The following is a 21752-nucleotide window of genomic DNA, read 5'->3' on the forward strand; positions in this document are numbered from 1 at the left end:
CGCACCCCCGCTCAGGCCGCGTCGCGGCGTTTGAAGTTGGCATCGATGTCGTCGGCGCCTTCGTTCAGGTCAAAGTCGAAGCCGCCGTCGTTGCGCGACACAGGCCGCGCCGCTTTGGCCGGCTTGCGCGGCGCGGCCGAGGCGGCAGGCCGCATCCGCCCGTTGCCGATGATCACGCCCGCAGGGCTGTCATCGAGCTTGAAGAACTCGATGGCCGAGGCCAGCGCATCGGACTGGCTCGCCAGTTCGGTCGCCGAAGACGACATCTCTTCGGACGCGCTGGTGTTTTGCTGCGTCACCTTGTCGAGCTGCTGGATCGACATGCTGATCTGCGCCGATCCGGTCGCCAACTCGCGCGACGCAGACGAGATTTCGGTCACCAGCGCGCTCGTCTTCTCGATGTCGGGCACCAGACCCAGCAGCATCTCGCCTGCGCTCGCCGCCGTCCGCACCGTGCTCGCCGACAGCGACGAGATTTCCGCCGCCGCCGTCTGGCTGCGTTCGGCCAGCTTCCTGACCTCGGCCGCAACCACCGCAAAGCCACGGCCATGCTCGCCCGCCCGCGCCGCTTCCACCGCCGCGTTCAGCGCCAGAAGGTCGGTCTGCCGCGCGATTTCCTGCACGATCATGATCCGGTCGGCAATGGTCTGCATCGCCTGCACCGCATCGGCCACGACCTTGCCGCTGGTGCGCGCATCCTCGGCCGATTTCACGGCGATCCGCTCGGTGATCGACGCGTTGTCGGCGCTTTGCTTGATGTTGGCCGACATCTCCTCGACCGCAGCGCTCGCCTCTTCGGTCGATGCCGCCTGCTCGGTCGCGCCCTGGCTCAGCTCTTCCGATGTGGCCGCCATCTGCGCCGATCCCGAAGCCACGTTCCGCACCGCCATCGACACGTTGCCCACCACTTCGCGCAGTCGCAGGATCATCGCATTTTGCGCGTTCAGCAGGTCGGCAATCTCGTCACGGCCTTGCACCGCTGCCGTCTTGCGCAAATCACCCTCGGCCACGGCCTTTGCCAGATCGACCGATTGCCCCAGCCCACGCATCAGGCCCGAGATCGTGTACCACGCCGCCACGACCGACGCAGCAAGCCCGATCCCCAACAGGATCAGCAGATTGCGCGACGAGGCAGCTTGCTCGCCAGAGGTCTCCTCGGCCTGCGCCCGCAGATCCGTACGGATCGCCTCGCGCATCGCGGTAAGCGCATCGCGGATGCGCGTTCCCATCTCTTTCAGCTCGCCCTGATAAAGATCATCGGCCGCCTGCATCTGGCCCGACATGGCAAGCTGCATCGTCTTGACGTTCAGCGCATAAGCCTGCTTGTGCAGCCCTTCGAAATCGTCGACCGCATCGCGCAGCTTGCCGGTGGTGCTGGCCTGCAACTCGGCCACGCGCTTGTCCACGTTGGCGGCCAGTTCCACCACCTTCGCTTTCTGGCTGTTGATATAGTCCGCAGGCATGTTGGTCATGGGAATCAGCATGTCGGCCACCGCAGTCCGCACCTGCAACTTGGTCGAAATGACGTCTTCGATCGCCATCAGCTCCGCCACTTCCACATTCACCGTCCGCGCGTAGCGGTCTCCGCCATGGCGAAGATCGGTGATCGCCAGCCCGACAGAAACGGCCCACAAGACGAAGATCGTCAGGAAGGTCGCGATGAGTTTGGTCTTGATTGTCAGTTTCATGATACTCGGTACCCTTTGGTTGGATCAGGCCGTTGCCACTTGGGCGGTCTGGGCAGAAAAAATTGCGGGAAGGTCGGGAAGAAGCACAAATCCGGTCGGGCCCTTGTAAAGCCCGATCAGAAAGTCCGGCGGCCAGATGCTGGCGGTTTCGGGCAGGCGTTCGATGCCCGCCGTTTCGATCGTGGCGACCTCGTAGACCGCGTCGGCCTTGATCGCGACAAGCGCGGGTTCCCCGTCGAGCGGCAGTTCCAGAACCAGAATCCGGCTCCGCTCGTCCACGCTATCCTCGGTGATCCCCAAAGCGATCTTCAGGTTCGCCAAAGGCACCACCGATCCGCGCACGTTCACAACATGCCGCACGAAAGGCGCCGCCCCCGGCACCCGCGTGACAGGCAGCGGGTCGAGGATTTCGCGCAGCGCGCTGGCCGGTATGGCCAGCGTCTGGCTTCCCAGCGCCATCGTCACCAGCGTGATCTGCGCCTCTTGCTTCAAGCTCTCCAGTTTCATGCTGCCACCTCTGCAAAGCCCGTGCCCGCTGCGACCACCGGCCCCGACAGACGGCCCAGCGCGATCAGATGTCCGACGTCGAGGATCAGCGCCACCGACCCGTCGCCAAGGATCGTCGCCCCCGAAACCGCCCGCACCCCGGAATGCAGCTTCGACATTTGCTTGATGACGGTCTGGTTCGTCCCCACGATCCGGTCGACGACGATGCCGACCCGCGTTTCCCCCGAACTGACGATCACCACGTTCTGCTCGGCCGAAGGCGTTCCGGCACAGTCAAACAACGACCGCAACCGCAGGAACGGCACGAAATGGCCGCGGATATCCAGAAAATCGCCCGTCCGCTTCGGCGTCACCCGGTCCCGCGGCAGCGCCACGATCTCGTGCACCGATGCCATGGGCAGGGTGTATTTCTCGCCCGCCACCTCGATCTGCAGGCCTTCGATGATCGCCAGCGTCAGCGGCAGGCGCAGCGTCACGCTTGTCCCCTGGCCCAGCTTCGAGTCGATCTCGATATTGCCGCGCAGGCTTTCGATGGTGCGCCGCACCACATCCATGCCCACGCCACGGCCCGAAAGCTCGGTCACTTCGGTCGCGGTCGAAAACCCCGGCTCGAAGATCAACGCGAATATCTGCCCCTCGGTCAGCACGGCATCATGCGCGATCAGCCCCTGCGACACCGCCTTGGCCCGTATCCGCGCCGGGTCCATCCCGCGCCCGTCGTCGCGTACGCGGATCAGCACCTCGGCCCCTGCATGCTGCGCCGAAAGCTCGATGACCCCGACCGCAGGCTTGCCGCTTTCGGCCCGCTGCGCGGCGGTCTCCATCCCGTGGTCGATCGCATTGCGAAGCACGTGAACCAGCGGGTCGGCCAGTTTTTCGATCACCGTCTTGTCAAGCTCGGTATCCTCGCCCAGCACGCTAAAGCTGACGGGCTTTGCCAGCGTATCCGACAGCCCCATCACCAGACGGCGGAACCGCCCGACCAGCGACCGCATCGGCACCATCCGCATCGTCATCGTCGCGTCGCGCAGACCTGCCGCCAACCGCGTGATCTGCTCGGCGGTGGTCATCAGCGCCGGATCGCGGCTTTGGCGCGCCAGTTCCGTCAGCCGCGCCTCGACGATCACCAACTCGCCCACCGCATCCATCAGCGCATCCAGCCGCTCGGCCGAAACCCGGATCGTCGCCGCCGCTTGCGCCACCGGCACAGCGTCGGATTCTGCGTTCCCCGCTTTGGCTGGCGTATTGGCCGAACCCGCGCCGCCCAAGCCCGCGCCACCTTGCCGTACGGGCTCCGCTTCGGCCGGTTCAACCGGCGCCACAGATACCGGCGGCGCACCCTCCGCCTCGGCCCCGAGCTCGAAGTCGAAACCCGACCCGTCCGAGACCTCAAGCCGCGTCAGCTTCCATTCGGCATCGACGAAGACAAACACATCCTCGACCTCGGCCTCGGTCACGGTTGCCGGGAGTTCCAACCGCCACACGATATGGCAGGTATCAGGGTCCAGCGTATCGAGCGGCGGAACATCGGCCAGATCGGCCACGATCCCCGAAGCCCCCAGATCGCGCAATTCCGTCAGCAATATCTCGGGCCGCGCGCCCAGACCAAGCGCCTCGCCCAGCAGCCGGAACTCCAGCGCCAGCGGCCCCGCTTCGGCTGCATCCGCCCCCGCGGCATCAGCCGCTTCGGGTTCCGCGTCCGGAACCGGAACCGGACCGTCCCCCAGCGCCACAAGCCCCGCAAGGATCGCCACGCGCCGCCCCTCGGGATCGGCCTTGCCATCCACCAGCCCCGGAATCTCGTCACGCGCGGCCAGCGCCAGCCGGATCAGGCCGGGCGTCACCGGCACCTCGCCCGCGCGGACCTTGTCGAACTCGGTCTCGAAACTGTGGATGAAGGCGGCAAGGTCGGTGAACCCGAACATCGCCCCGCTGCCCTTGACCGTATGCAGGTCGCGGAACACCTGATTGACCAGCGCCATATCCTCTGGCGCCGCCTGAAGGTCCAAAAGCCCGCGCTCCAGACTGTCGAGCAGATCGCGCAACTCTTCGCGGAACACCGCCGTCATTTCGTCATCGACCATTACCCGAGCACCTTCTTCACAACCGCCAGCAACTTGTCTTGCGTAAAGGGCTTCATCATCCAGCCCAGCGCCCCCGCCTCGCGGGCCTGCGCTTTCAGGTCTTCTTGCCCGTCCGTCGAAAGCACCACGATCGGCACGCCGCGTCCCATCGGATGCTGGCGCAGCGCGCGGATCATCCCCAGCCCGTCAAGGTTGGGCATGTTCTGGTCGGTGATGATCGCATCGATCGCCTGCGACGTGGCCTTTTCCAGCCCGTCCTTGCCGTCCACCGCCTCGATGACGCTGTAACCCGCCTCTTGCAGCGTCATGGCGATCATGCGGCGGATAGACGGGCTGTCATCCACGGTCAGAATGGTCTTGCTCATTGCGATAGTCCCGCTGTCAATTCGTCTGCGGCCACATCCGGCATGGGCAATCCCACCGCCGGCAGGGCCAGGGTCTGCGCTATATTCCAGACCGCGCAACCTTCGGGCATGTGGACATGCAGCCGCCGTCCGGTCCGGTCCGCCAAAGTGCTCGCCGCGATCAGCACCTGAAGGATGCCCGCATCGGCCTGACTGACCTGCGACACATCCAGCATCGCGTCGCCGGTCGCCAGGGCGGCGGTCAAATCAGCCGCCAAAGCGCGGGCATCGGCCTGCCGCAAGGCCCCCTGCATCTGTCCAACCATAAAATCTGCCCCCTTTTACCAGTCAAACAACCGGCACATGCCGGTCAAACAACCGGCACATACCGGTCCAACAGACGCCACGCGCCTGTGACATCTCCTCAAACGGACGGGTTTTCCGCGCTGTTAGCCGCTCCCCCCAGAAACCCGCGCCCGAAACGGGCAAAAAATTCGGGGCCAGACGGGGGCCAGACGGGGGCCAGACGGGGGCCGGACAGCGGCGAACACCCCCGCTTCAGGCGTCACCCCACGGGAAACGCGCCGTTTCCGCCGCGAAACCCGCGTCACGGGCCACAACCGCCGCAAATTGTTTTAACCTTGAAATTCCCGTTGACAGCCCAAGGCACCGCAATAGGCTGGCCCCCTACCAGCGAGGTTGCCATGCCTGTCCCCATTCTTGGCCCCATCCTTGGCCCCATCCTTGGCCCCACCGGCCATTCCGACACTTTCACCCGTGACAACCTGCCCCCGCCGGACCTTTGGCCCGATCTCGTCACCGCAGGCTTCGACTACCCCGAATGGCTCAACGCGGGCGTCGAACTCACCGACCGCATGGTCGAACGCGGCTTTGGCGACCACACCGCCCTGATCGGCAACGGCCGCTCGCGCACGTACAAGGAACTGGCCGACTGGACGAACCGCATCGCCCATGCGCTTGTCGCCGACTTCGGCGTGAAACCGGGCAACCGCGTGCTGATCCGTTCGGCCAACAATCCCGCCATGGTCGCGGCATGGCTCGCCGCCACCAAAGCGGGCGCGGTCGTCGTCAACACCATGCCAATGCTCCGCGCGGGCGAGTTGTCAAAGATCGTCGACAAGGCCGAAATCACCCACGCGCTGTGCGACACCCGCCTGATGGAAGACCTCGTCGCCTGCGAGAAATCCAGCCGCTTCCTGAAAACGGTCATAGGCTTCGACGGCACCGCCAACCACGATGCCGAACTCGACCGCGCCGCCCTTCGCAAACCCGTCAAATTCGACGCCATCCGCACGGGGCGCGACGATGTCGCCCTCCTCGGCTTCACCTCGGGCACCACCGGCGAGCCCAAAGCCACGATGCACTTCCACCGCGACCTCCTCATCATCGCCGATGGCTACGCGCGCGAGGTGCTGGGCGTCACCCCCGACGACATCTTCATCGGCTCGCCACCCCTCGCCTTCACCTTCGGCTTGGGCGGCCTTGCCATCTTCCCGCTGCGCTTTGGCGCGGCGGCGGCGCTTCTGGAACAGGCCAGCCCGCAAAACATGATCGAAATGATCGAAACCCACCGCGCCACCGTCTGCTTCACCGCCCCCACCGCCTACCGCGTCATGCTCAAAGCCATGGCCGAAGGCGCCGACCTCACGTCGCTCCGCGCCGCCGTATCCGCAGGCGAAACCCTGCCCGCCCCGGTCTATACCGAATGGATGGAACGCACCGGCAAACCCATGCTCGACGGCATCGGAGCGACCGAGATGCTGCATATCTTCGTCACCAACCGCTTCTCAGACCACCACCCCGCCTGCACCGGCCGCCCCGTCACCGGGTATGAGGCCCGCATCGTCGACGACACCATGCAAACCCTGCCGATAGGCGAAGTCGGCCGCCTCGCCGTGCGCGGCCCCACCGGCTGCCGCTACATGGCCGACGACCGCCAAAGCAAATACGTGCAAGACGGCTGGAACCTGACCGGCGACAGCTTCTGGATGGACGAAGATGGCCGCTTCCACTTTGCCGCCCGCTCGGATGACATGATCATATCCGCAGGCTACAACATCGCCGGCCCCGAGGTCGAAGCCGCCCTTCTGTCACACCCCGCCGTGCTGGAATGCGCCGTGATCGGCGCGACAGACGAAGACCGTGGCCAGATCGTCGAAGCCCATGTCGTCCTTGCACCGGGCCAGACCGGCGACCCGCTCATGGTCAAGCTGTTGCAAGACCACGTCAAAGCCACCATCGCCCCTTACAAATACCCCCGCCGCGTGGTCTTTACCGACAGCTTGCCCAAAACCCAGACCGGCAAGATCCAGCGCTTCCGCCTGAAACACTAAGCGGCCGGACCCAGAATGACAGACCTCGACCTCGCAGCCCTGACCGCCACCCTCGACAGCCTGCCCAAACGCTTCCCCGGTCCGGGCGGCGTGGCGGGCGTGGTCCGGAACGGCCAGACCATCGCCGCCCGCGCATGGGGCTACACCGACCTCGACGCGGGCACCCCCATGACCGCCGCCACCCGCCTGCCGCTCTGCTCCATCACCAAACAATTCACCTGTCAGGCCCTGCTGTCCCTCTTCCCCGACCCCGACCGCCTGAACGACCGCGTGGCCCGCTACCTGCCCGCCTTTACCGGCCTCTTGCCCACCATCCGCCAGCTTGCCCACAACCAATCCGGCCTGCGCGACTACTGGGCGCTGACCGTCCTGCAAGGTGCCCGTGCCGAACAGCCCTTCCGCCGCGAAGACGCCCTGCCCCTCGTCGCCCGCATGAAGACCGGCCACTTCCCCCCCGGCACGCAATACTCCTACTGCAACTGCAACTTCCGCATCCTGTCCGAGATCGTCGAGGCCGAAACCGGCGAAGCCATGGCCGCCCTTTACGACCGCCTCGTCTTCGCCCCTGCGGCCATGAAAACCGCCACCCTCACCGCCGACACCAGCCGCCCCGCCGATGGCGTCACCGGCTACGAAGGCACCGACGCGACCGGCCATTTCCCCGCCGAAAACGCGATCTACTGGGTCGGCGATGCAGGCATCTCCGCCTCGCTCGACGACATGCTCGCCTATGAGGCATGGATCGACACCACCCGCGACGACCCCGACAGCCTGTATAACCGCGCCACCCGCCGCCCCCGCTTTGCCGATGGCGCGCCTGCCTCCTACGGCTTTGGCCTTGCCCACCGCAGCATCGCGGGCCGCGCCTTCACCGGCCATGGCGGCGCGCTGCGCGGCTTTCGCGCCCACCGCATCACCTGCCGCGACGAACGCCTGTCGGTCGTCGTGCTGTTCAACCACGAAGCCAGCGCCCAAGCCGCAGCCGACGCCTTGGCCGAAGCCGCCCTTGGCCACCGCACCCCCGCCCCCGCACCGGTCACGACCGCGATGGACGGCCAATACCTCTGCCCGCAGGGCCTGCGCGCCACGCTCGTCGCAGGCCGCACCACGGCCAGCCTCGCCTATGCCACCGCCCCCGATACGCTGCGTGCCACGGGCGACGCCCTCGCATCGCCCACCGTGACCGTCACCCGTCAGGGCGACGCTCTGACGATGCAGCGCACAGCCGATAACCTGACCACCCCCCTCGCCCCGCTTCCCATCCTCGACCGCGCCGACCCCGCCCCGCTCACCGGCAGATGGCACGCGCCCGAACTGGATGCGACGCTGGAAATCATGGCCCGCGACGGTGCCGCCTACGCCCGCTTCACCGGCATGCTCGGCACCGGCCGGATCGAGCGTATGGCCCCCGCAGGCCCCGATGTCTGGACCATAGCCACCCGCCGCGCGATGGACGCCCCCGCCCCCGGCGACTGGACACTGATCCTTGCGCGTGATGCCAGGGGCACACCCACCCACCTCACCTTGGGATGCTGGCTCGCCCGTGGCATCGTCTACTCGCGGGCCTGACAGCGACGCACCGGACACCTTGCCCGTGCCCTTGCCTTGACCGCACGGCACGCGACACCTTAGCCCGCCGCAGCTTCGCGCAGCGGGCAACAAGCGGCTTCTCGATTCACCAAAGCGCCGCCTCGACACTCACTTTTCAGATCTTGTGCAGCTCTTGAGGTAGTCGATCAACCAGCGCCCCGCCGGACCGGGCGGGGTGGTGGCCTTGTAAACCGCCAACATGGGCAACGTGACTCTGGCCTGCGGCACCTCTTGCAGGTCGAGCGTCACCAGACGCCCCGCCTTGATGTCGGCCTCGACCGCATGCGACGGCATGCTGCCCCAACCAAGGCCGCGCAAAATGAAAGCCTGCTTGGCAAAGAGATCGGCCAACCGCCAGGTCGACGGAGAGACCACGTTATAATCGTTGCCAGACGACAGCGCTGACCGGTCGGTCAAGACCAGCTGCACATAGCGCGCAAGCTCTGTGCGCGGGATCGGCCCCGGATAGGCTGCAAGCGGATGATCGGGCGCTGCAACCGTGATCAGATCGATCCGTGTGATGTCTTCCACGATCAAACCCTGTGGCGGGGTCGGAAACGACGCCACAAGCGCAAGCCCCGCCCTGCCATCCAGCACCGGCTCGATGACTCCGCCCAAAGCCTCGACCGAGATGCGAAGCGGGGTCCTCGGAAACTCGGCATAGAACGCATGCGCGGCGTCGGACAGCGCATCTAGCGGAAAGAACACATCGAAGACAGCGACGAGTTCAGCCTCGAGCCCGTCGGAAATTCCCTTGGCGCGGGCCTTCATAGCATCGACTCCGGCCACGACGGCGCGTGCATCGTGCAGCAGCACCACCCCCGTCGGCGTCAGCTTGGGGTAGCGGTTCGTTCGGTCAAAGATCGTGACCCGCAACTGTGCTTCCAGATTGGCGATGGATTCGCTGACCGCCGATTGCGTTCGGTTCAGGCTGCGCGCGGCTGCGGAAAAGCTGCCCTCGTCGGCCGCAGCGACGAAGATCCGCAGTTGATCGAGAGATACACCGTCAAGCATGGCCTGTCCTCTATCGGTTTGCCCGATGGATAGCACAATCTAACACAGGCTTCTCCGTTTTCTTTTGGCATGGCACCTACGCAGCAAGAGCAAGAGGAGCCAGAAATGACCCATGCAGGTCGGATTGCCGTGGTAACGGGTGCAGGTCGCGGGATCGGCGCACAAATCGCGATCGAACTTGCGCGGCGTGGGGCGACTGTGGTCTGTGCCGACCTTCAAATGCCTGCGGCAACCCTGCTCGCAATAGGGTCGGGCGCAGTGGGCGTCGCGGCCGACGTCAGCGAACCTGCCGGCTGGAAGACGATTGCCACCGCCGCCCCGGGCACGGTGGATATCGTCGTGAACAACGCGGCCTATTATCCCAACGCACCGATCGACACTCTGGACTTCGACACATGGCGGCGGACCATGGCCGTCAACATGGACGCGCATTTCCTCTCGGCCAAACAGTTCCTTCCCGGGATGCGTCAGCAGAAATGGGGCCGTTTCGTCGGCATCTCGTCCAATTCCGTCGGCTTGGCGATTCCGGGCATGAGCCATTATATCGCCTCGAAGATGGGCATCATCGGCTTCATGCGCGGTCTGGCCAATGATGTGGCAGCCGATGGCATCACCTGCAATGCCGTGCTGCCCGGCCTGACCGATACCCCCGCCACCGCCGCAATGGATGACGCGCAGCGCCGCGCCACCTGGCAGGGCCAAGCCATCCAGCGTTTTGCCGACCCCGCCGATGTCGTGGGTCCGGTGCTGTTCCTTACATCCGACGACGCCGCTTTCATGACAGGCCAGGCGCTTGTCGTGGATGGTGGGCAATACCGCGTCGGCTGACCATTTTAACCCTGACTGGAGACGATGATGACGAAACTTAGTGCCGTTGAGTTGTTGGAAAGAAGCTTTGACCGCTTCAAGGCCAAGGACATGCGCGGCTGGGCCGATCTTTGCGCCCCCGATGTGGTGGCGGAATTCCCCTTTGCCCCCGCTGGCCTGCCCAACCGGATCGAAGGGCGCGACGCGCTTTACGACTATCTCAAGGGCTATCCCGACGTGATCGACATCACGGCAATGCCGACCATGCACATCTTCGCCACCGATGACCCGAATGTCGCCGTGGCGGAATGGAGCGTCTCGGGCAAGGTCCTGACCAACGGCAACCCTTATGAAATGAGCTATGCCACCTTCGCCACCTACCGCGATGGCGAGCTGGTCCTGTACCGCGAATACTGGAACCCGATGGCGTTCCTGACCGCGATGGGCGGCGGCTCGTTCTAAACCCGACCAAAGTTGTGCAGGGCTATCTGGCCCTGCACCCATCCCGAACGCGGCCGCCTTTCGCTTTCCGCGACCACAACGGCTTTGTCCGGCACCCACAGGAGGAACACATGTTCGACGCCAAAAACATGAATGACGGCCATCTTGTCCTGAACCGGCGGCGCTTTCTGGGCGTGGCGGCGGCGCTGATCGCATCAGGTGCCCTGCCGAAATCGGCCCTTGCGCTGGCTGGCCCGCACCGCTTCACCCACGGAGCCTTCGACCTGACGGTGCTGAGCGATGGCCAACTCGTGCTGCCGCTTTCGATCGTAAGCGCGCAGGCCACGACCGGGGATTTGAAGACCCTTATGGGGGCGGCCATCCAGCCCGGCGACATGTTCACATCGGAAATCAACGTCGTGCTGGCCCGCAGCGGCAGCGACCTGATCCTGTTCGACACCGGCGCAGCCGGTGCCTTCGGTCCGACGGCGGGCCAACTGTTCGAAAGCCTCAAGACCGCAGGCGTCGATCCCGCCGACATCACCAAGGTGATCTTCACCCATGCCCACCCCGACCACATCCTCGGGGCTATCGGGGCCGATGGCAAACCGACCTTTGCCAATGCCTCGTTCCATCTCGCGGAAAACGAGTTCAACTTCTGGTCGCCTGCCGACCTTGCTTCCCAAGTCCCTGCCCAGATGAAGGACATGACCTTGGGCATTCAGGCCGCTTTGAAAGTGCTGGGCGACCGTCTGGTCACGTTCAAAGCCGGAGCCGAGGTTCTGCCGGGTATCGGCGTGATCGAAACCCCCGGCCATACACCGGGCCATGTGGCCTTCGAACTTGCAGGCGGTGACGGGCTGATCCTCGCCGGCGATTCCATCGCGCTCGAGTCGGTATTCTTCAAGAACCCCGACTGGGCCTTTGGCTTCGACTATGACGGCACGCTGGCCGGCAAAAGCCGCCGCGCGCTGCTCGATCAGGCAGCCACGGGCAAGAAGCAGATGCTGGGCTACCACTGGACCTATCCCGGTCTGGGCCGGGCCGAGGCCAAGGACGGCGCCTTCGTCTACGTGCCAGCAAATATCTGACGGTCAATCACAAGGCCCCGCCAAAGCTTGGCGGGGCCTTCTTGCCAACAGAGATCGAAATGAGCGAAGCAACTTATGACATCATCATCGTCGGCGGTGGCTCGGCGGGCGATGTGCCATCGGTCGCGACAGGCTTTCCGACCATGATGCCGGCGGAACGCATCGCCCGCGCGATGATGTGACAAAAGCCCGGCCAGTCGCGTCTGGCCGGGCTATTCCTGCTCCGCCGCAATCAACCCTCGATACTGCCGTCCGAGCGGCCCCTGCACCTTTGCACAAGACCTCCGGTACTGCTGGCCGCAGCCATGCAGACATCTCCTGCGCCGTCCGCGATGCCCGCGCGGCTGCCCGCCGTGGTATCGACATTGCCGATCCGAACCGCTGGCTCCGGGCAGGGCCATGCCCCCGAAGTCCGGAGCCACATTTTGCAAATCCGACATGCCCGCTTCATGCCACTGTCACCGGCCACCGTCATTGGTCAGTCCGTGAACCGAAGCAAGAGGTTGCGATGGACGAGAGCGCAGGCCACACCTTCAGCCGTGTCCGTCACCACAGAGCCTTGTTCCTTTCAGACCTCCACCTTGGCACGCTGGGGTGCCGCGCCGATCTTGCGCTGTCTTTTCTGGAACAGAACTCCGCTGACACGATCTATCTGGTTGGCGATATCTTCGATCTGTGGGATCCGCTGGTCATCCGATGGGGCGCGGAACATGACCGCATCCTGACCCTGTTGCGCGCCCGCGCCGGGGCGGGGACAGAACTGTTTTTCCTCACAGGCAATCACGACAAACCGGTGGCATCGGGGCTGCACCGCGATCCGCGCACGGATCTGCCGGCTGTGCCGCAGGCCGCGGTGACGCATGCCGCAGCCGACGGGCGGCGCTATCTGGTCTTGCATGGCGACATTTGCGATGCGCGGTTCCTGCGCTTTCACCTGCTCACCCGGATCGGGTCGCGGCTGGATAGCCTGCTGCGACTGCTGGATGGCGGACTGCGCCGGTTGCGGTTCAGCTTCGGTCCCGATGGCAGGGGTCCGGTCGAACTCGCGCTGTCGGCGGTGAACGATCTGCTGTACCGCGGACGGCAGCACGAAAGACGGCTGGTTGCCCTTGCCCGCTCTGGCGGTCATGACGGGGTGATCTGCGGCCATTTCCACATCGCAGCCCTGCATGCCGATTTCGGCCTGATCTACGCAAACTGTGGCGACTGGGTCGACAGCTTCAGCGCTATCGCCGAAGCCGCCGACGGGTCGCTTCGACTCCTGTCCCTGTCCCCCGCCGAAGCCACGCAGTCCGCGCCGGTGCCTGTCGTGGCCGAGTGATCCCATGGAAACAGCATTTCTTATGATTTCGGCAGTGCTGGTTGTCCTGCACATCGCGACCTGCGCCATCGCGTCTCTCCGCCTTGGACGCCGGCAGCCTGCCGCGAAGCACCGTCCCTCTGTCACGCTGCTGCGGCCCGTATGCGGGCTTGACGCCCATGACGAACGAACCCTTGGGTCCTCTTTCGCCATCGACTGGCCGGAATACGACGTGATCTTTTGTGCGGCCCGCGCAGATGATGCCGCCGTGGCCGTCATCCGCCGTCTGATCGCGGAAAATCCCCGGATCCCCGCGCAGCTTTTGATCGGAGAGGATCGCATCACCCGCAATCCCAAGTTGAACAACCTGGCCAAGGGCTGGCATGCCGCGAAAGGCGACAGGATCGTGATGGCAGATGCCAACCTGTTGCTCCCCCGCGACTATTTCGAACGTCTGGTCGCGGCCGAAGCGGCGGACACCGGCCTTGTATCCTCACCCCCGATCGGCACCGAAGCCGATGGCCTCTGGGGAACGCTAGAGGCCGCCTTTCTGAACGGAAATCAGGCGCGGTTACAGCTTTGCGCGGCTGAACTCGGTCAAGGCTTCGCGCAGGGAAAGACGATGATGTGGCAACGCCACGTGCTTGATCGTGCGGGCGGCATTGCCGCTTTGGGGCGCACGCTGGCCGAAGATGTCGCTGCGACGAAACTGGTCCGCGAAAGTGGCCTTCGCGTCAGCCTGACCGGCGCGCCCTTCGCGCAGCCGATCGGCCACCGTGGCCTCCGGGCCGTCTGGGCACGTCAGTTGCGTTGGTCCAAGGTGCGCCGTGACGGCTTTCCCGCCCTCTTCCTTCTGGAACCGCTGAACGGCGCGGCCTTGCCGGTCGCATTGGCCAGTGTCGGCGCCGGACCGGCCACAGGACTGATCGTCGCCGTCGCCGTCTATGGCGCAGAGCTTGCGCTCTGCCGGTTTGCCCGCTGGCCCGTCGGGCGCCTGTCGCTGCCCGCCATGGTGCTGCGCGACCTGATGCTGCCGGTCCTTTGGGTCGTCACCTTTACGAAACGCGGCTTCGAATGGCGCGGCACGGCGCTGGCACCGCCCCGCCAACCCGCCCTGGGGGAATAGGCCAGATGCCGGAAATCGGCCTCGCTACCCACGGGCATCTGATGCTGTTTCTTTTGGCCATGCTGGAAGGGCCGGTCATCGTCGCCACGACCGCGGCACTGGCGGATACCCTGAAATTCCATCTCGGCACGATCTGGATCGTCGCCCTTGCCGCCGATCTGGCAGGGGACCTGCTGCTATACGCGGCAGGCCGGTTCCTGTCGCACCTGATCCCGCATCGTTTCCGCATCTTGACGCCAAAGCCGGAACTGACGCGCCTTTTTGACCGGTCGGGCGGCAGGATACTGGTCGTCGCCAAACTGACCCATGTCGCGGGCCTGCCGACACTGCTGGCCGCCGGATATGCCCGGATGGAGGTCCTGAGATTTCTGGGCTGGAACCTTGCCGGAACGCTGCCAAAAGTCACGCTGATCGTGCTGGGCGGATGGGCCTTGGGCACGGGGTCCATTCTGGTGCTGCACCGGCTCGGCAACCAGGGCGCGGTGCTGGCCGCCTTGATCTGCCTTGCCATCGCCTGCGGCGCCGTTTGGAAATTCTACGTCAAGCGAAAGGTACCGGTATGGAGCTGACAGTCAGTTGCATCATCCCCGCATGGAACGAGGCTGACAGGCTGCCCGCCGTTCTGGCCTGCGTGGCGGCGCATCCCCTGCTTGCCGAAGTGATCGTGGTCGATGACGCATCCACCGATGCAACCGCCCGTGTCGCTGCGGCCTTTGGCGTTACGGTCATCCGGCAGGACCGCAATGGTGGAAAATCCGCCGCCGTCGCACAGGGCCTGCGGGCGGCGCGGGGGGATCTGGTCTTGCTGCTGGATGCAGACCTGATTGGCTTGACCCCGATGCATGTGACCGCCCTTCTGGAACCCCTTGTGTCGCGCAAGGCAGTGGCATCGGTCAGCCTGCGGTCAAACGCACCGCTTTTGTGGCGGTTGATCGGTCTGGATTACATTTCCGGCGAACGCGCGATGCCACGCGCTTTGCTGGCTGAAAATCTGTCGCGGGTCGAAAATTTGCGCGGCTTCGGGCTAGAGGTCCATATGAACCGCCTGTGGCTCGCGCGCGGGGGCCGGATCGCCGTGGTGCGCCTTGAGGGTGTGGAAAGCCCGTCAAAAGCTGCAAAACGCGGCCTTCTTGGCGGGATAAAGGGCGATGCCGCCATGCTTGTCGACATCTTCCGCACCGTAGGCATGGCCGAGGCGCTGCGCCAGATCTACAACCTTCGCCGCGCAAGCGCATAGACAGGCTCTAGGATCGAAACATCCGCCCGCATTCGGCAGACCCACGCACAGAAACCGCCGGGCAACTGACCGCCCGTCTCACCGCTATGCCCGTCTCACCGATTTGGCCGTCTCACCGTTTTGGCCGTCTCACCGCTATGCTCGTCCCACCGTTTTGGCCGTCACACCATCTGCCGAAGCGGATGGAAATGGTGCATCGTATCGAAATTGCAGAACGCGACGGGCCCAAGGTCAATCTTTGCCAGTCCAAGCGCATGTCTGGACTGCAGATCGTGGCTGAACTCTGCCAGCGCCCGCGCCGTCGTTTCGGTCACCCAGTCCAGCAGATAGCCAAGCGTGATATGGAACGTATAGGTCTCGAAGTCATCGCTCTGGATTCCCGTCCGCTCCCTCAGATCGCGCCGCGCCTGACGCAGCGCCGTTTCCGTTTCGCCGTCCAGCCCGCGGACGGTCAGGCTATGCGCGCAGAAAAGATCAACCATCCTGACCGTGCGATCCGCCGCAAAAGCCAGCCCGCGTGTCGCGTCCAGCAGTGTTTCGCTGTGCCGGTCGCGCTGCGCCAGATCGTAATCCGCGGCGCTGCCGGGAGAGCGGCCCTGAAATACCGTCATGTGAAACGATGATGGCGGCAAAAAGGTGAACAGCCGCGCAAAGCGGCTTAGCTTTACCTCCTCTTGCAGGGCACGCAAGGCGTCCAGCGAAGCACCGCTTTGCACGTGACAGACAAAGGTGTTGCCGGGCCAGACCTGAACCGACCCGTCGGTTGCAAATTTCCCGCCTGCCGCAGGAAGTGAAATCCCGTTTGGCAACACATGCCGCGAAAGTCGGCCGGTTGCGTAAGCGATCGGGTCCCTGCTTGTGGCAGTGGCGGTTGACTTGGCTGTCATGGTTTTCTGCTCCGACTGGATGATGCCACCGCATGCGGCACCCGCCCCATGCCTAGCAGGCAACCGCAACGGTATAATTTCAGTCAACCCTTCGCACGGTGATACCGGCGCGACGGGACTGTCATTTCAGCCAAAGGCGCAGGTTCAGCCAGAAGCCATCGATATCACGCGTTCGTGCCAACGTAACGATGCCGAGCCTTGCGCCGAACTGCACCTCGACGATGCGACAAATCCCGATACCCCGGAAAAGCCTTGCGATGATCCTCTGCTCTGCGCGATGCCGCCAAAAGCGCCGCAGGATGATGACGCGGGTTCAGGGTGATTTGACCCCGCGCCAAACGCCCGACACGCATGGCCGCGCGAAAACGGGCAAAGCTCAGGGCGGCGTCTCGAACCAATCCATCGCCATCTTTGCCCAGCCCTTGGGAATGGAATGGCCGCCGTCATGCAAGGCGAAGTCAAGCTCCGCCCCGGGCGCACAGTCTGACCAGCGCCGTATGGTGTAGATGGTCCGGGTTTGCGTCACATCAGGGTCGACCGACGTACAGCGATCCGTGATCCGCCAGATCTCGATCGCCTCGAACACATTGCCTTGCTCGAAACCCTTCGCCACTTCACGCCCCAGCAGGGGAACAGTGGTGTCTGCCGTTCCATGGGTGTGCAACAGCCGGACGGGGCCGGCACAGCCTGCCGGATGGGGCCGCCAGAAACTGCCCGCAACCGGGGCATAGGCTGCAAAGGCGTCAGGTCTTGCACAGGCAAGATAGCTTGTCATAGACCCGCCGATGGAAAACCCCGCCAGCAGCATGGCACTCCGGTCCAGCCCGTATTTGGCCGCCGCGTCATCGGCAACCGAAATCAGGAAGCCGATCTCGTCGCGGGTCGCAGGGCGGTCGGGGTGAAAATCCCATGTCCGCCCCGCACCGGAACTGCGGCGTTGCCCGTCCGGCGCGATCACGGCATAGCCACGCCCCGACATCAGGCTTACCATCGCCTTGTTGCGGATCGTGCCCAGACCCTCGCCGCCATAGCCATGCAGCAGGATGATCGCGGGGACCGGGCCCTTGGCGCCTTCCGGCAAGACGATGTGATAGGTGCCGCCCGGCACCTCGCAGGCCACGGCCGCCCCATTGCAATCGGCTTTCGCCGCCGAGGCCACAAGGGCAAGTGCCAAGCCAATAGCCAATCCAAACCCAATGGTGTTCATGCGGCGATCCTTTGTTCCTTGCAGCGGTGAAATACGGCCACTGGCATCTGGAGAAGGGCGGCCAGCCCGACCGAAAGGCACAGGCTGATTGCCACCGGCAAGAGCCAAAGGCTGTGACCAGCCCCGCGGCCCAAAGCCCCAGAAGAACGGCGCCAAGAAGCGTCTCGGTCGCATGGAAACGCATCAGTTGAAACACCGTCAGGCTGCCGGTCGCATGCGCCGTCCATCCCCCGTCGAAGCCGGCAAAGGTGCGCAGCACCGCGCGCACCTGATGCACCATCTGCATGGGGGCGAGCAGCGCCGAGACCGTGATCTCGGACAGCACCACCAGCCCGAAGCGGGGGGCGTCGGACAGGGAAAGCCCATGGTCTCGGACATGACCGATGATCCCCAGAACCTTGGGGGCCATCAGGGCCAGACCGACCAAGGCCGCGAGTGCGCCTTGCGTCACGGGCGGCAGCATCGGAAAACCGGGCAGATAGGGGTTGGCGGCAAAGACATCGACACTGCTCCCGCCCCAACCCGGCAAGGCCCGAAGCACCAGAAGCATCAGCCACCAGACCGAGGCAAGATAGGACATGGCCCCTTGCAGCAGATGAAACCGCGACATGGGGTGCAGGCCGGGCATCCCGATCAGCCGCAGATGCTGCATGTTGCCCTGACACCAGCGTCGGTCACGGCGCAGATAGCCCAACAGGGTCTCGGGCGTGTCCTCGAAACTGTCCTCGGCCCCGGCCATCATCCGCACACCCCATCCGGCGCGACGCAACAAGGCCGCCTCGACGAAGTCATGGCTCAATATGACCCCCCGCGCGGGGCACGGCCCGGCAGATGCGGCAGCCCGGCACAACGGGCAAAAGCCCCGACCCTTACCATTGCGTTATGGCCAAGAAAGTTGCCCTCCGCGCCCGTCCACATCGCAAAGCCCCGGCCCATGTTGGTGCCGTACACCTCGGAGGCAAAGCTTTGCAGGGCTTGCCACAACGTATGTCCCGGCAGAACCCGCGGCACGGTTTGCAAAAGGCCCAGACCGGGCTCGGCGGCCAGGGCATCGGCCATCTTCATCACGGTCCTTGGCCCCATGATGCTGTCGGCATCCAGAATCAGCATGGCGTCATGCGCCGCACCATGGCTTTGCACCCAGTCGCGGATATTGCCCGACTTGAAATCCGTATTCCTCATGCGGCGGCGATACTGGATGGACAGGGCCGGATGTGTCTGGCGCAGGGCGCCTGCCAGGCCTGCCCAGCGAAAGCCATCCCAAGCCCAGCGTCACGCCCAGCGGCACCGACAGCGCCATGGCCCGAAGCATCAGGGTGGCGCGATCGGTCCGGATGCCCGGAGCATCGCGGTCATGGAACGGCGCCGACAGGTCTTGGTCGGGCATGACCAGCGGGTCGCCCATGACCACGGATTTTCTGTGCAGATAGGTCATGTCTTCACCCGACGGTTGACCCGGACCTCGGCCACGCGCGCCGCGCCGCGCCAGAGTTCGGCCTGCAAGGCCCCGTCATCGACAGGACGGTGCGGCGGGACGGGGCGGTCATGGGCGCACCTCGGTCGGGCTGTGCACAGCAAAGGCGCGGGTGCGGGCGGTTTTCCAAGGCTCCGCCTTGAAAAAGGCGGCAAGATGCGCCACGCCGATGATCAGGCCAAAGCCCGCCAGATTTACGGCCAGCGCGGCCACGGGACCATTGCCCGCAAGGTTCAGCACGGCGCCCAGCACCCGCGCCAGGACCATCGACGCGGCAAAGACCGCAAGCGACTGCTGGCCCACGCGCGAGATCAGAGCAATCGCCCGCCCTGCCAACCCGGTTTGGCGCAGATTGCGCCCCTCGGGCCCGACGGCGACCCAGGCCAGATAGGCCAACGCAAGAAAATGGACAAAGCGCAGGATGCCGAAGTCCGACTTGTCGATCAGGACGGCGCCTGCATGGCGCAGGGTGCGAATGGCCTCGACCTGACCGATGATCTTGCCCCAGGCAAACGGCACCGACACGAAAACCACCGCTACGGCCGTCCAGACCAGCCAACGGCGCACAGGCGGGGCAGGCAGCCAACCCGCCATCAGCGCAAAGCCGGTGAAGAACAGGACCTGCCAGGCGAAGGGGTTGAAAAACCATGCGCGGTCCGAGGGTTTGGCAAACCATAACTCGGCCGGCAGGTTCAATCCCGCCGAGGCCGCGACCCAAATGCCGACACTGGCCAAAAGCGCCAGTCGCACATCCACAGCGGCCAAGGCGATCATCAGGGGGATCAGGGCAAGGATCACCAGATACATCGGCAGGATGTCGAAGTAATTCGGAACATAGGTAAGGGTAAGAAGCCCGATCAAGTTCGGCCCGGTGGTGTTCAGGAACGGCCCGAGGTTCAGTGCATTCACTTCGTCCCGCGCAAAGAACCCGGTCATGTTCAGCGCCAGCATCAGGACCAGCGTCAGGAAGAACACCCCAAGATGCACCCAATAGACCTGCCAGATCCGATGTGCGATCCGCAAGCTGCCCATGACCCAACCCGCCCGGGCAAAGACCCCGCCAAAGGCAATGGCCGAGGCCATGCCCGAGCAAAACACGAACATCTCTGTCGCATCGGAAAACCCGAAGCGCGCCGGAATCCACAAGGTCCACGGGTTGTTGGTGATATGGGCGATCAGGATGATGAACATGCCGACGCCCCGAAAGAAGTCGAGACGCGGATCGCGCTGCTTCGCGGCCATGTCAGACCGCCAGCGCGCGGGCGGCATCGATCAGCGACAGGCGGGCTGCGGCATACCCGTCCAGCGCGCCTCCGCGCCGCGTCAGTCGGTCGCGCAAGAGACCATCGGCCGCGTCCATGTACCCGCCCCGCAGCGCGGCCTCGATGGTGATGCGGTCAAAGATATCGCGTTGCGCATGGCTGCCGCCGATCTGTTGCAGATCTCCTCGACCGGCGCGCAGATGCATCCAGGCGGTGGAGTATTCGCCCCCCGCAAAGGCCTGCAGACCCCGGGCGATATGCAGGCCCGGATGGGCGATGACGCGCAGCGACTCGTTGCCCGCGGCTTGGGTCTTGTGCATCCGCGCGATCAGACCCGCCGCCGCCTTCTCCCGCGCGCCGCCGCAAAGCGCCAGCATGTAATGCAGATCGGCAAAGGCGAGGCAACCATCGGAGGCCCGGTTTTCTGCCAGATCGGCCAGTTCTTCCCAACGCGCTCCGACATCGACACCCTCAAGCTCCAGCCGCGACAAAAGCGAGGCCGCGTTCGAGATATCGCGATAGTCATCAGTCTTTTCGGCACGGATGTCGGCGTCGTAATGGGCCAGGGCCGTGTCATACTCGCCAAGATCCAGATGCATCAAGGCGCGGTGCCACCAGACGTGAAAGCGAAAATTGTTGCAATGCGACCACGACACCTCTCGCCCCGAAAGCCAGTCGAGCCCCGCACGCGCACGGCCCGTCATGTCATAGACATGCGCCACGGCATGCAGGCCCCAGGCGTCATCGCGAGCAAGCTCCACACCTGCGCGACCGGTGGCTTCGGCCCGGGCATATTCACCCGTCTCCTCTAGCGCAAAGGCATGACAGCCCAAAAGATAGCCGCGCGCCGGGTGGTCCACCCACGCCGAAAGAACCCCCTCGACCGAAGCGCGCATCGCCCCGGGGCGCCCCATGACGAAATGAATGGCCTGGATCATCTTCATCGCCAATGCGTCGTGCGGATGCAGGGTCAGCATCGCCTGAACCCGCGCTGCCGCCCGCGTCGGACGTCCTCCCAGCCAGTCGCCCAAAGCATGAACGAAAGCGATCTCGCGCATCGTGGCAGGGGCGCCTTGCAAGGCTGCGCCATAGGCCTGACGCGCCACAGGGATCATCTCGGCACGGCCAAGAAGCAGGCACGAAAGGCCGCGGATGGCCTGGCCCAAGGCAAAGTCCGGCGCCGCAGCCAGCAGCGCGTTCAGGTTTGGCCCCGTGCTGGCGGCATGCGACAGGATCCCCAGGATAACCCGGTTCCAATCGCCGATGAGGTCCGGTGAAAGTGAGGTCGGCAGTCCACTCAAATCTTCGGTCATCGGCATCGCAGCACCTTTCGCATCCG

Annotated in this window: 23 protein-coding genes and 1 pseudogene; 11 read left to right on the forward strand and 13 right to left on the reverse strand. The window is 64.8% G+C overall.

Annotated features, from left to right (window positions below; translation table 11 throughout):
• Window positions 1-11: 11 nt before the first annotated feature.
• From HYN69_RS13435 to HYN69_RS13455, 5 genes are read right to left on the reverse strand one after another with little or no spacing between them, the layout of a single operon-like run.
• Window positions 12-1688 (reverse strand): methyl-accepting chemotaxis protein, encoded by a 1677-nt coding sequence (locus HYN69_RS13435; protein ID WP_230426418.1) that lies wholly within the window; start codon window positions 1686-1688, stop codon window positions 12-14.
• A gap of 24 nt (window positions 1689-1712) precedes the next feature.
• Entirely contained in the window at window positions 1713-2195 is a 483-nt protein-coding gene (locus HYN69_RS13440; RefSeq protein WP_108436184.1) for a chemotaxis protein CheW, read from the reverse strand.
• A complete protein-coding gene (locus HYN69_RS13445) occupies window positions 2192-4279 on the reverse strand; it encodes a chemotaxis protein CheA (RefSeq protein ID WP_108436185.1) in 2088 nt (695 codons plus the stop codon). The genes HYN69_RS13440 and HYN69_RS13445 overlap by 4 nt, the downstream gene beginning before the upstream one ends.
• Window positions 4279-4644: a response regulator gene (locus HYN69_RS13450; RefSeq protein WP_108436186.1), complete on the reverse strand. Its 366-nt coding sequence runs from the start codon at window positions 4642-4644 to the stop codon at window positions 4279-4281. Before HYN69_RS13450 ends, HYN69_RS13445 begins: the two co-directional genes overlap by 1 nt.
• Complete coding sequence (locus HYN69_RS13455; protein ID WP_108436187.1) at window positions 4641-4949, reverse strand: STAS domain-containing protein; 309 nt, start codon at window positions 4947-4949, stop codon at window positions 4641-4643. The genes HYN69_RS13450 and HYN69_RS13455 overlap by 4 nt, the downstream gene beginning before the upstream one ends.
• Before the next feature lie 414 nt (window positions 4950-5363).
• Here HYN69_RS13455 and HYN69_RS13460 point away from each other — a divergent pair, with 414 nt between their 5' ends.
• Together HYN69_RS13460 and HYN69_RS13465 are read left to right on the forward strand one after the other, a co-directional pair.
• Complete coding sequence (locus tag HYN69_RS13460; RefSeq protein ID WP_108437210.1) at window positions 5364-6977, forward strand: AMP-binding protein; 1614 nt, start codon at window positions 5364-5366, stop codon at window positions 6975-6977.
• Window positions 6978-6992: 15 nt separating this feature from the next.
• Complete coding sequence (locus tag HYN69_RS13465; RefSeq protein WP_108436188.1) at window positions 6993-8546, forward strand: D-aminopeptidase; 1554 nt, start codon at window positions 6993-6995, stop codon at window positions 8544-8546.
• 129 nt (window positions 8547-8675) lie between these two features.
• Here HYN69_RS13465 and HYN69_RS13470 read toward each other — a convergent pair whose 3' ends face one another.
• Window positions 8676-9581, reverse strand: coding sequence for a LysR family transcriptional regulator (locus HYN69_RS13470; RefSeq protein WP_108436189.1), 906 nt, complete (start codon window positions 9579-9581; stop codon window positions 8676-8678).
• A gap of 105 nt (window positions 9582-9686) precedes the next feature.
• On the opposite strand from HYN69_RS13470, the gene HYN69_RS13475 reads away from it, so the two are divergent.
• From HYN69_RS13475 to HYN69_RS13505, 8 genes are all read left to right on the forward strand, one after another.
• Window positions 9687-10409 (forward strand): SDR family NAD(P)-dependent oxidoreductase, encoded by a 723-nt coding sequence (locus HYN69_RS13475; RefSeq protein ID WP_108436190.1) that lies wholly within the window; start codon window positions 9687-9689, stop codon window positions 10407-10409.
• Between the two features lie 24 nt (window positions 10410-10433).
• Window positions 10434-10850, forward strand: coding sequence for a nuclear transport factor 2 family protein (locus tag HYN69_RS13480; protein ID WP_108436191.1), 417 nt, complete (start codon window positions 10434-10436; stop codon window positions 10848-10850).
• Between the two features lie 110 nt (window positions 10851-10960).
• Window positions 10961-11920 carry an MBL fold metallo-hydrolase gene (locus HYN69_RS13485; protein WP_108436192.1) on the forward strand — a complete coding sequence of 320 codons (960 nt, stop codon included), beginning with the start codon at window positions 10961-10963 and terminating at the stop codon, window positions 11918-11920.
• Between the two features lie 59 nt (window positions 11921-11979).
• Window positions 11980-12102, forward strand: a complete 123-nt coding sequence (locus tag HYN69_RS21750; RefSeq protein ID WP_268902872.1) for a hypothetical protein — start codon at window positions 11980-11982, stop codon at window positions 12100-12102.
• A 326-nt stretch (window positions 12103-12428) separates the two neighbouring features.
• Window positions 12429-13241 (forward strand): UDP-2,3-diacylglucosamine diphosphatase, encoded by an 813-nt coding sequence (locus HYN69_RS13490; RefSeq protein WP_108436193.1) that lies wholly within the window; start codon window positions 12429-12431, stop codon window positions 13239-13241.
• Window positions 13242-13245: 4 nt separating this feature from the next.
• Window positions 13246-14346: a glycosyltransferase gene (locus HYN69_RS13495; protein WP_230426419.1), complete on the forward strand. Its 1101-nt coding sequence runs from the start codon at window positions 13246-13248 to the stop codon at window positions 14344-14346.
• Between the two features lie 5 nt (window positions 14347-14351).
• Window positions 14352-14915 (forward strand): DedA family protein, encoded by a 564-nt coding sequence (locus HYN69_RS13500; RefSeq protein WP_159082475.1) that lies wholly within the window; start codon window positions 14352-14354, stop codon window positions 14913-14915.
• A complete protein-coding gene (locus HYN69_RS13505) occupies window positions 14906-15583 on the forward strand; it encodes a glycosyltransferase family 2 protein (RefSeq protein ID WP_108436196.1) in 678 nt (225 codons plus the stop codon). Before HYN69_RS13500 ends, HYN69_RS13505 begins: the two co-directional genes overlap by 10 nt.
• A 161-nt stretch (window positions 15584-15744) precedes the next feature.
• Here HYN69_RS13505 and HYN69_RS13510 read toward each other — a convergent pair whose 3' ends face one another.
• Window positions 15745-16470 (reverse strand): DUF1868 domain-containing protein, encoded by a 726-nt coding sequence (locus HYN69_RS13510; protein WP_108436197.1) that lies wholly within the window; start codon window positions 16468-16470, stop codon window positions 15745-15747.
• Here HYN69_RS13510 and HYN69_RS20650 point away from each other — a divergent pair.
• Window positions 16460-16792, forward strand: a complete 333-nt coding sequence (locus HYN69_RS20650; RefSeq protein ID WP_159082476.1) for a hypothetical protein — start codon at window positions 16460-16462, stop codon at window positions 16790-16792. The genes HYN69_RS13510 and HYN69_RS20650 overlap by 11 nt on opposite strands.
• 54 nt (window positions 16793-16846) lie before the next feature.
• On the opposite strand, the gene HYN69_RS13515 is transcribed toward HYN69_RS20650, so the two are convergent.
• The 6 genes and pseudogenes from HYN69_RS13515 to HYN69_RS13535 all read right to left on the reverse strand — a co-directional run bounded on the left by HYN69_RS13515 (window position 16847) and on the right by HYN69_RS13535 (window position 21726).
• A complete protein-coding gene (locus HYN69_RS13515; RefSeq protein WP_108436198.1) occupies window positions 16847-17677 on the reverse strand; it encodes an alpha/beta hydrolase family esterase in 831 nt (276 codons plus the stop codon).
• A gap of 595 nt (window positions 17678-18272) precedes the next feature.
• Window positions 18273-18425, reverse strand: a pseudogene (locus tag HYN69_RS21945) (hypothetical protein); the annotation flags it as partial.
• A gap of 47 nt (window positions 18426-18472) precedes the next feature.
• On the reverse strand, window positions 18473-18859 hold the full coding sequence (locus HYN69_RS13525; protein ID WP_108436200.1) for a glycosyltransferase: 387 nt from the start codon (window positions 18857-18859) through the stop codon (window positions 18473-18475).
• Complete coding sequence (locus tag HYN69_RS20655; protein ID WP_159082477.1) at window positions 18792-19112, reverse strand: hypothetical protein; 321 nt, start codon at window positions 19110-19112, stop codon at window positions 18792-18794. The genes HYN69_RS13525 and HYN69_RS20655 overlap by 68 nt, the downstream gene beginning before the upstream one ends.
• 108 nt (window positions 19113-19220) lie before the next feature.
• Window positions 19221-20393: an OpgC family protein gene (locus HYN69_RS13530; protein WP_230426420.1), complete on the reverse strand. Its 1173-nt coding sequence runs from the start codon at window positions 20391-20393 to the stop codon at window positions 19221-19223.
• 1 nt (window position 20394) lies between these two features.
• Window positions 20395-21726 (reverse strand): tetratricopeptide repeat protein, encoded by a 1332-nt coding sequence (locus HYN69_RS13535; RefSeq protein ID WP_108437211.1) that lies wholly within the window; start codon window positions 21724-21726, stop codon window positions 20395-20397.
• Window positions 21727-21752: the final 26 nt, after the last annotated feature.

Origin of the sequence: Gemmobacter aquarius (genome assembly GCF_003060865.1) — a bacterium.
GTDB classification, from domain to species: Bacteria; Pseudomonadota; Alphaproteobacteria; order Rhodobacterales; family Rhodobacteraceae; genus Paragemmobacter; species Paragemmobacter aquarius.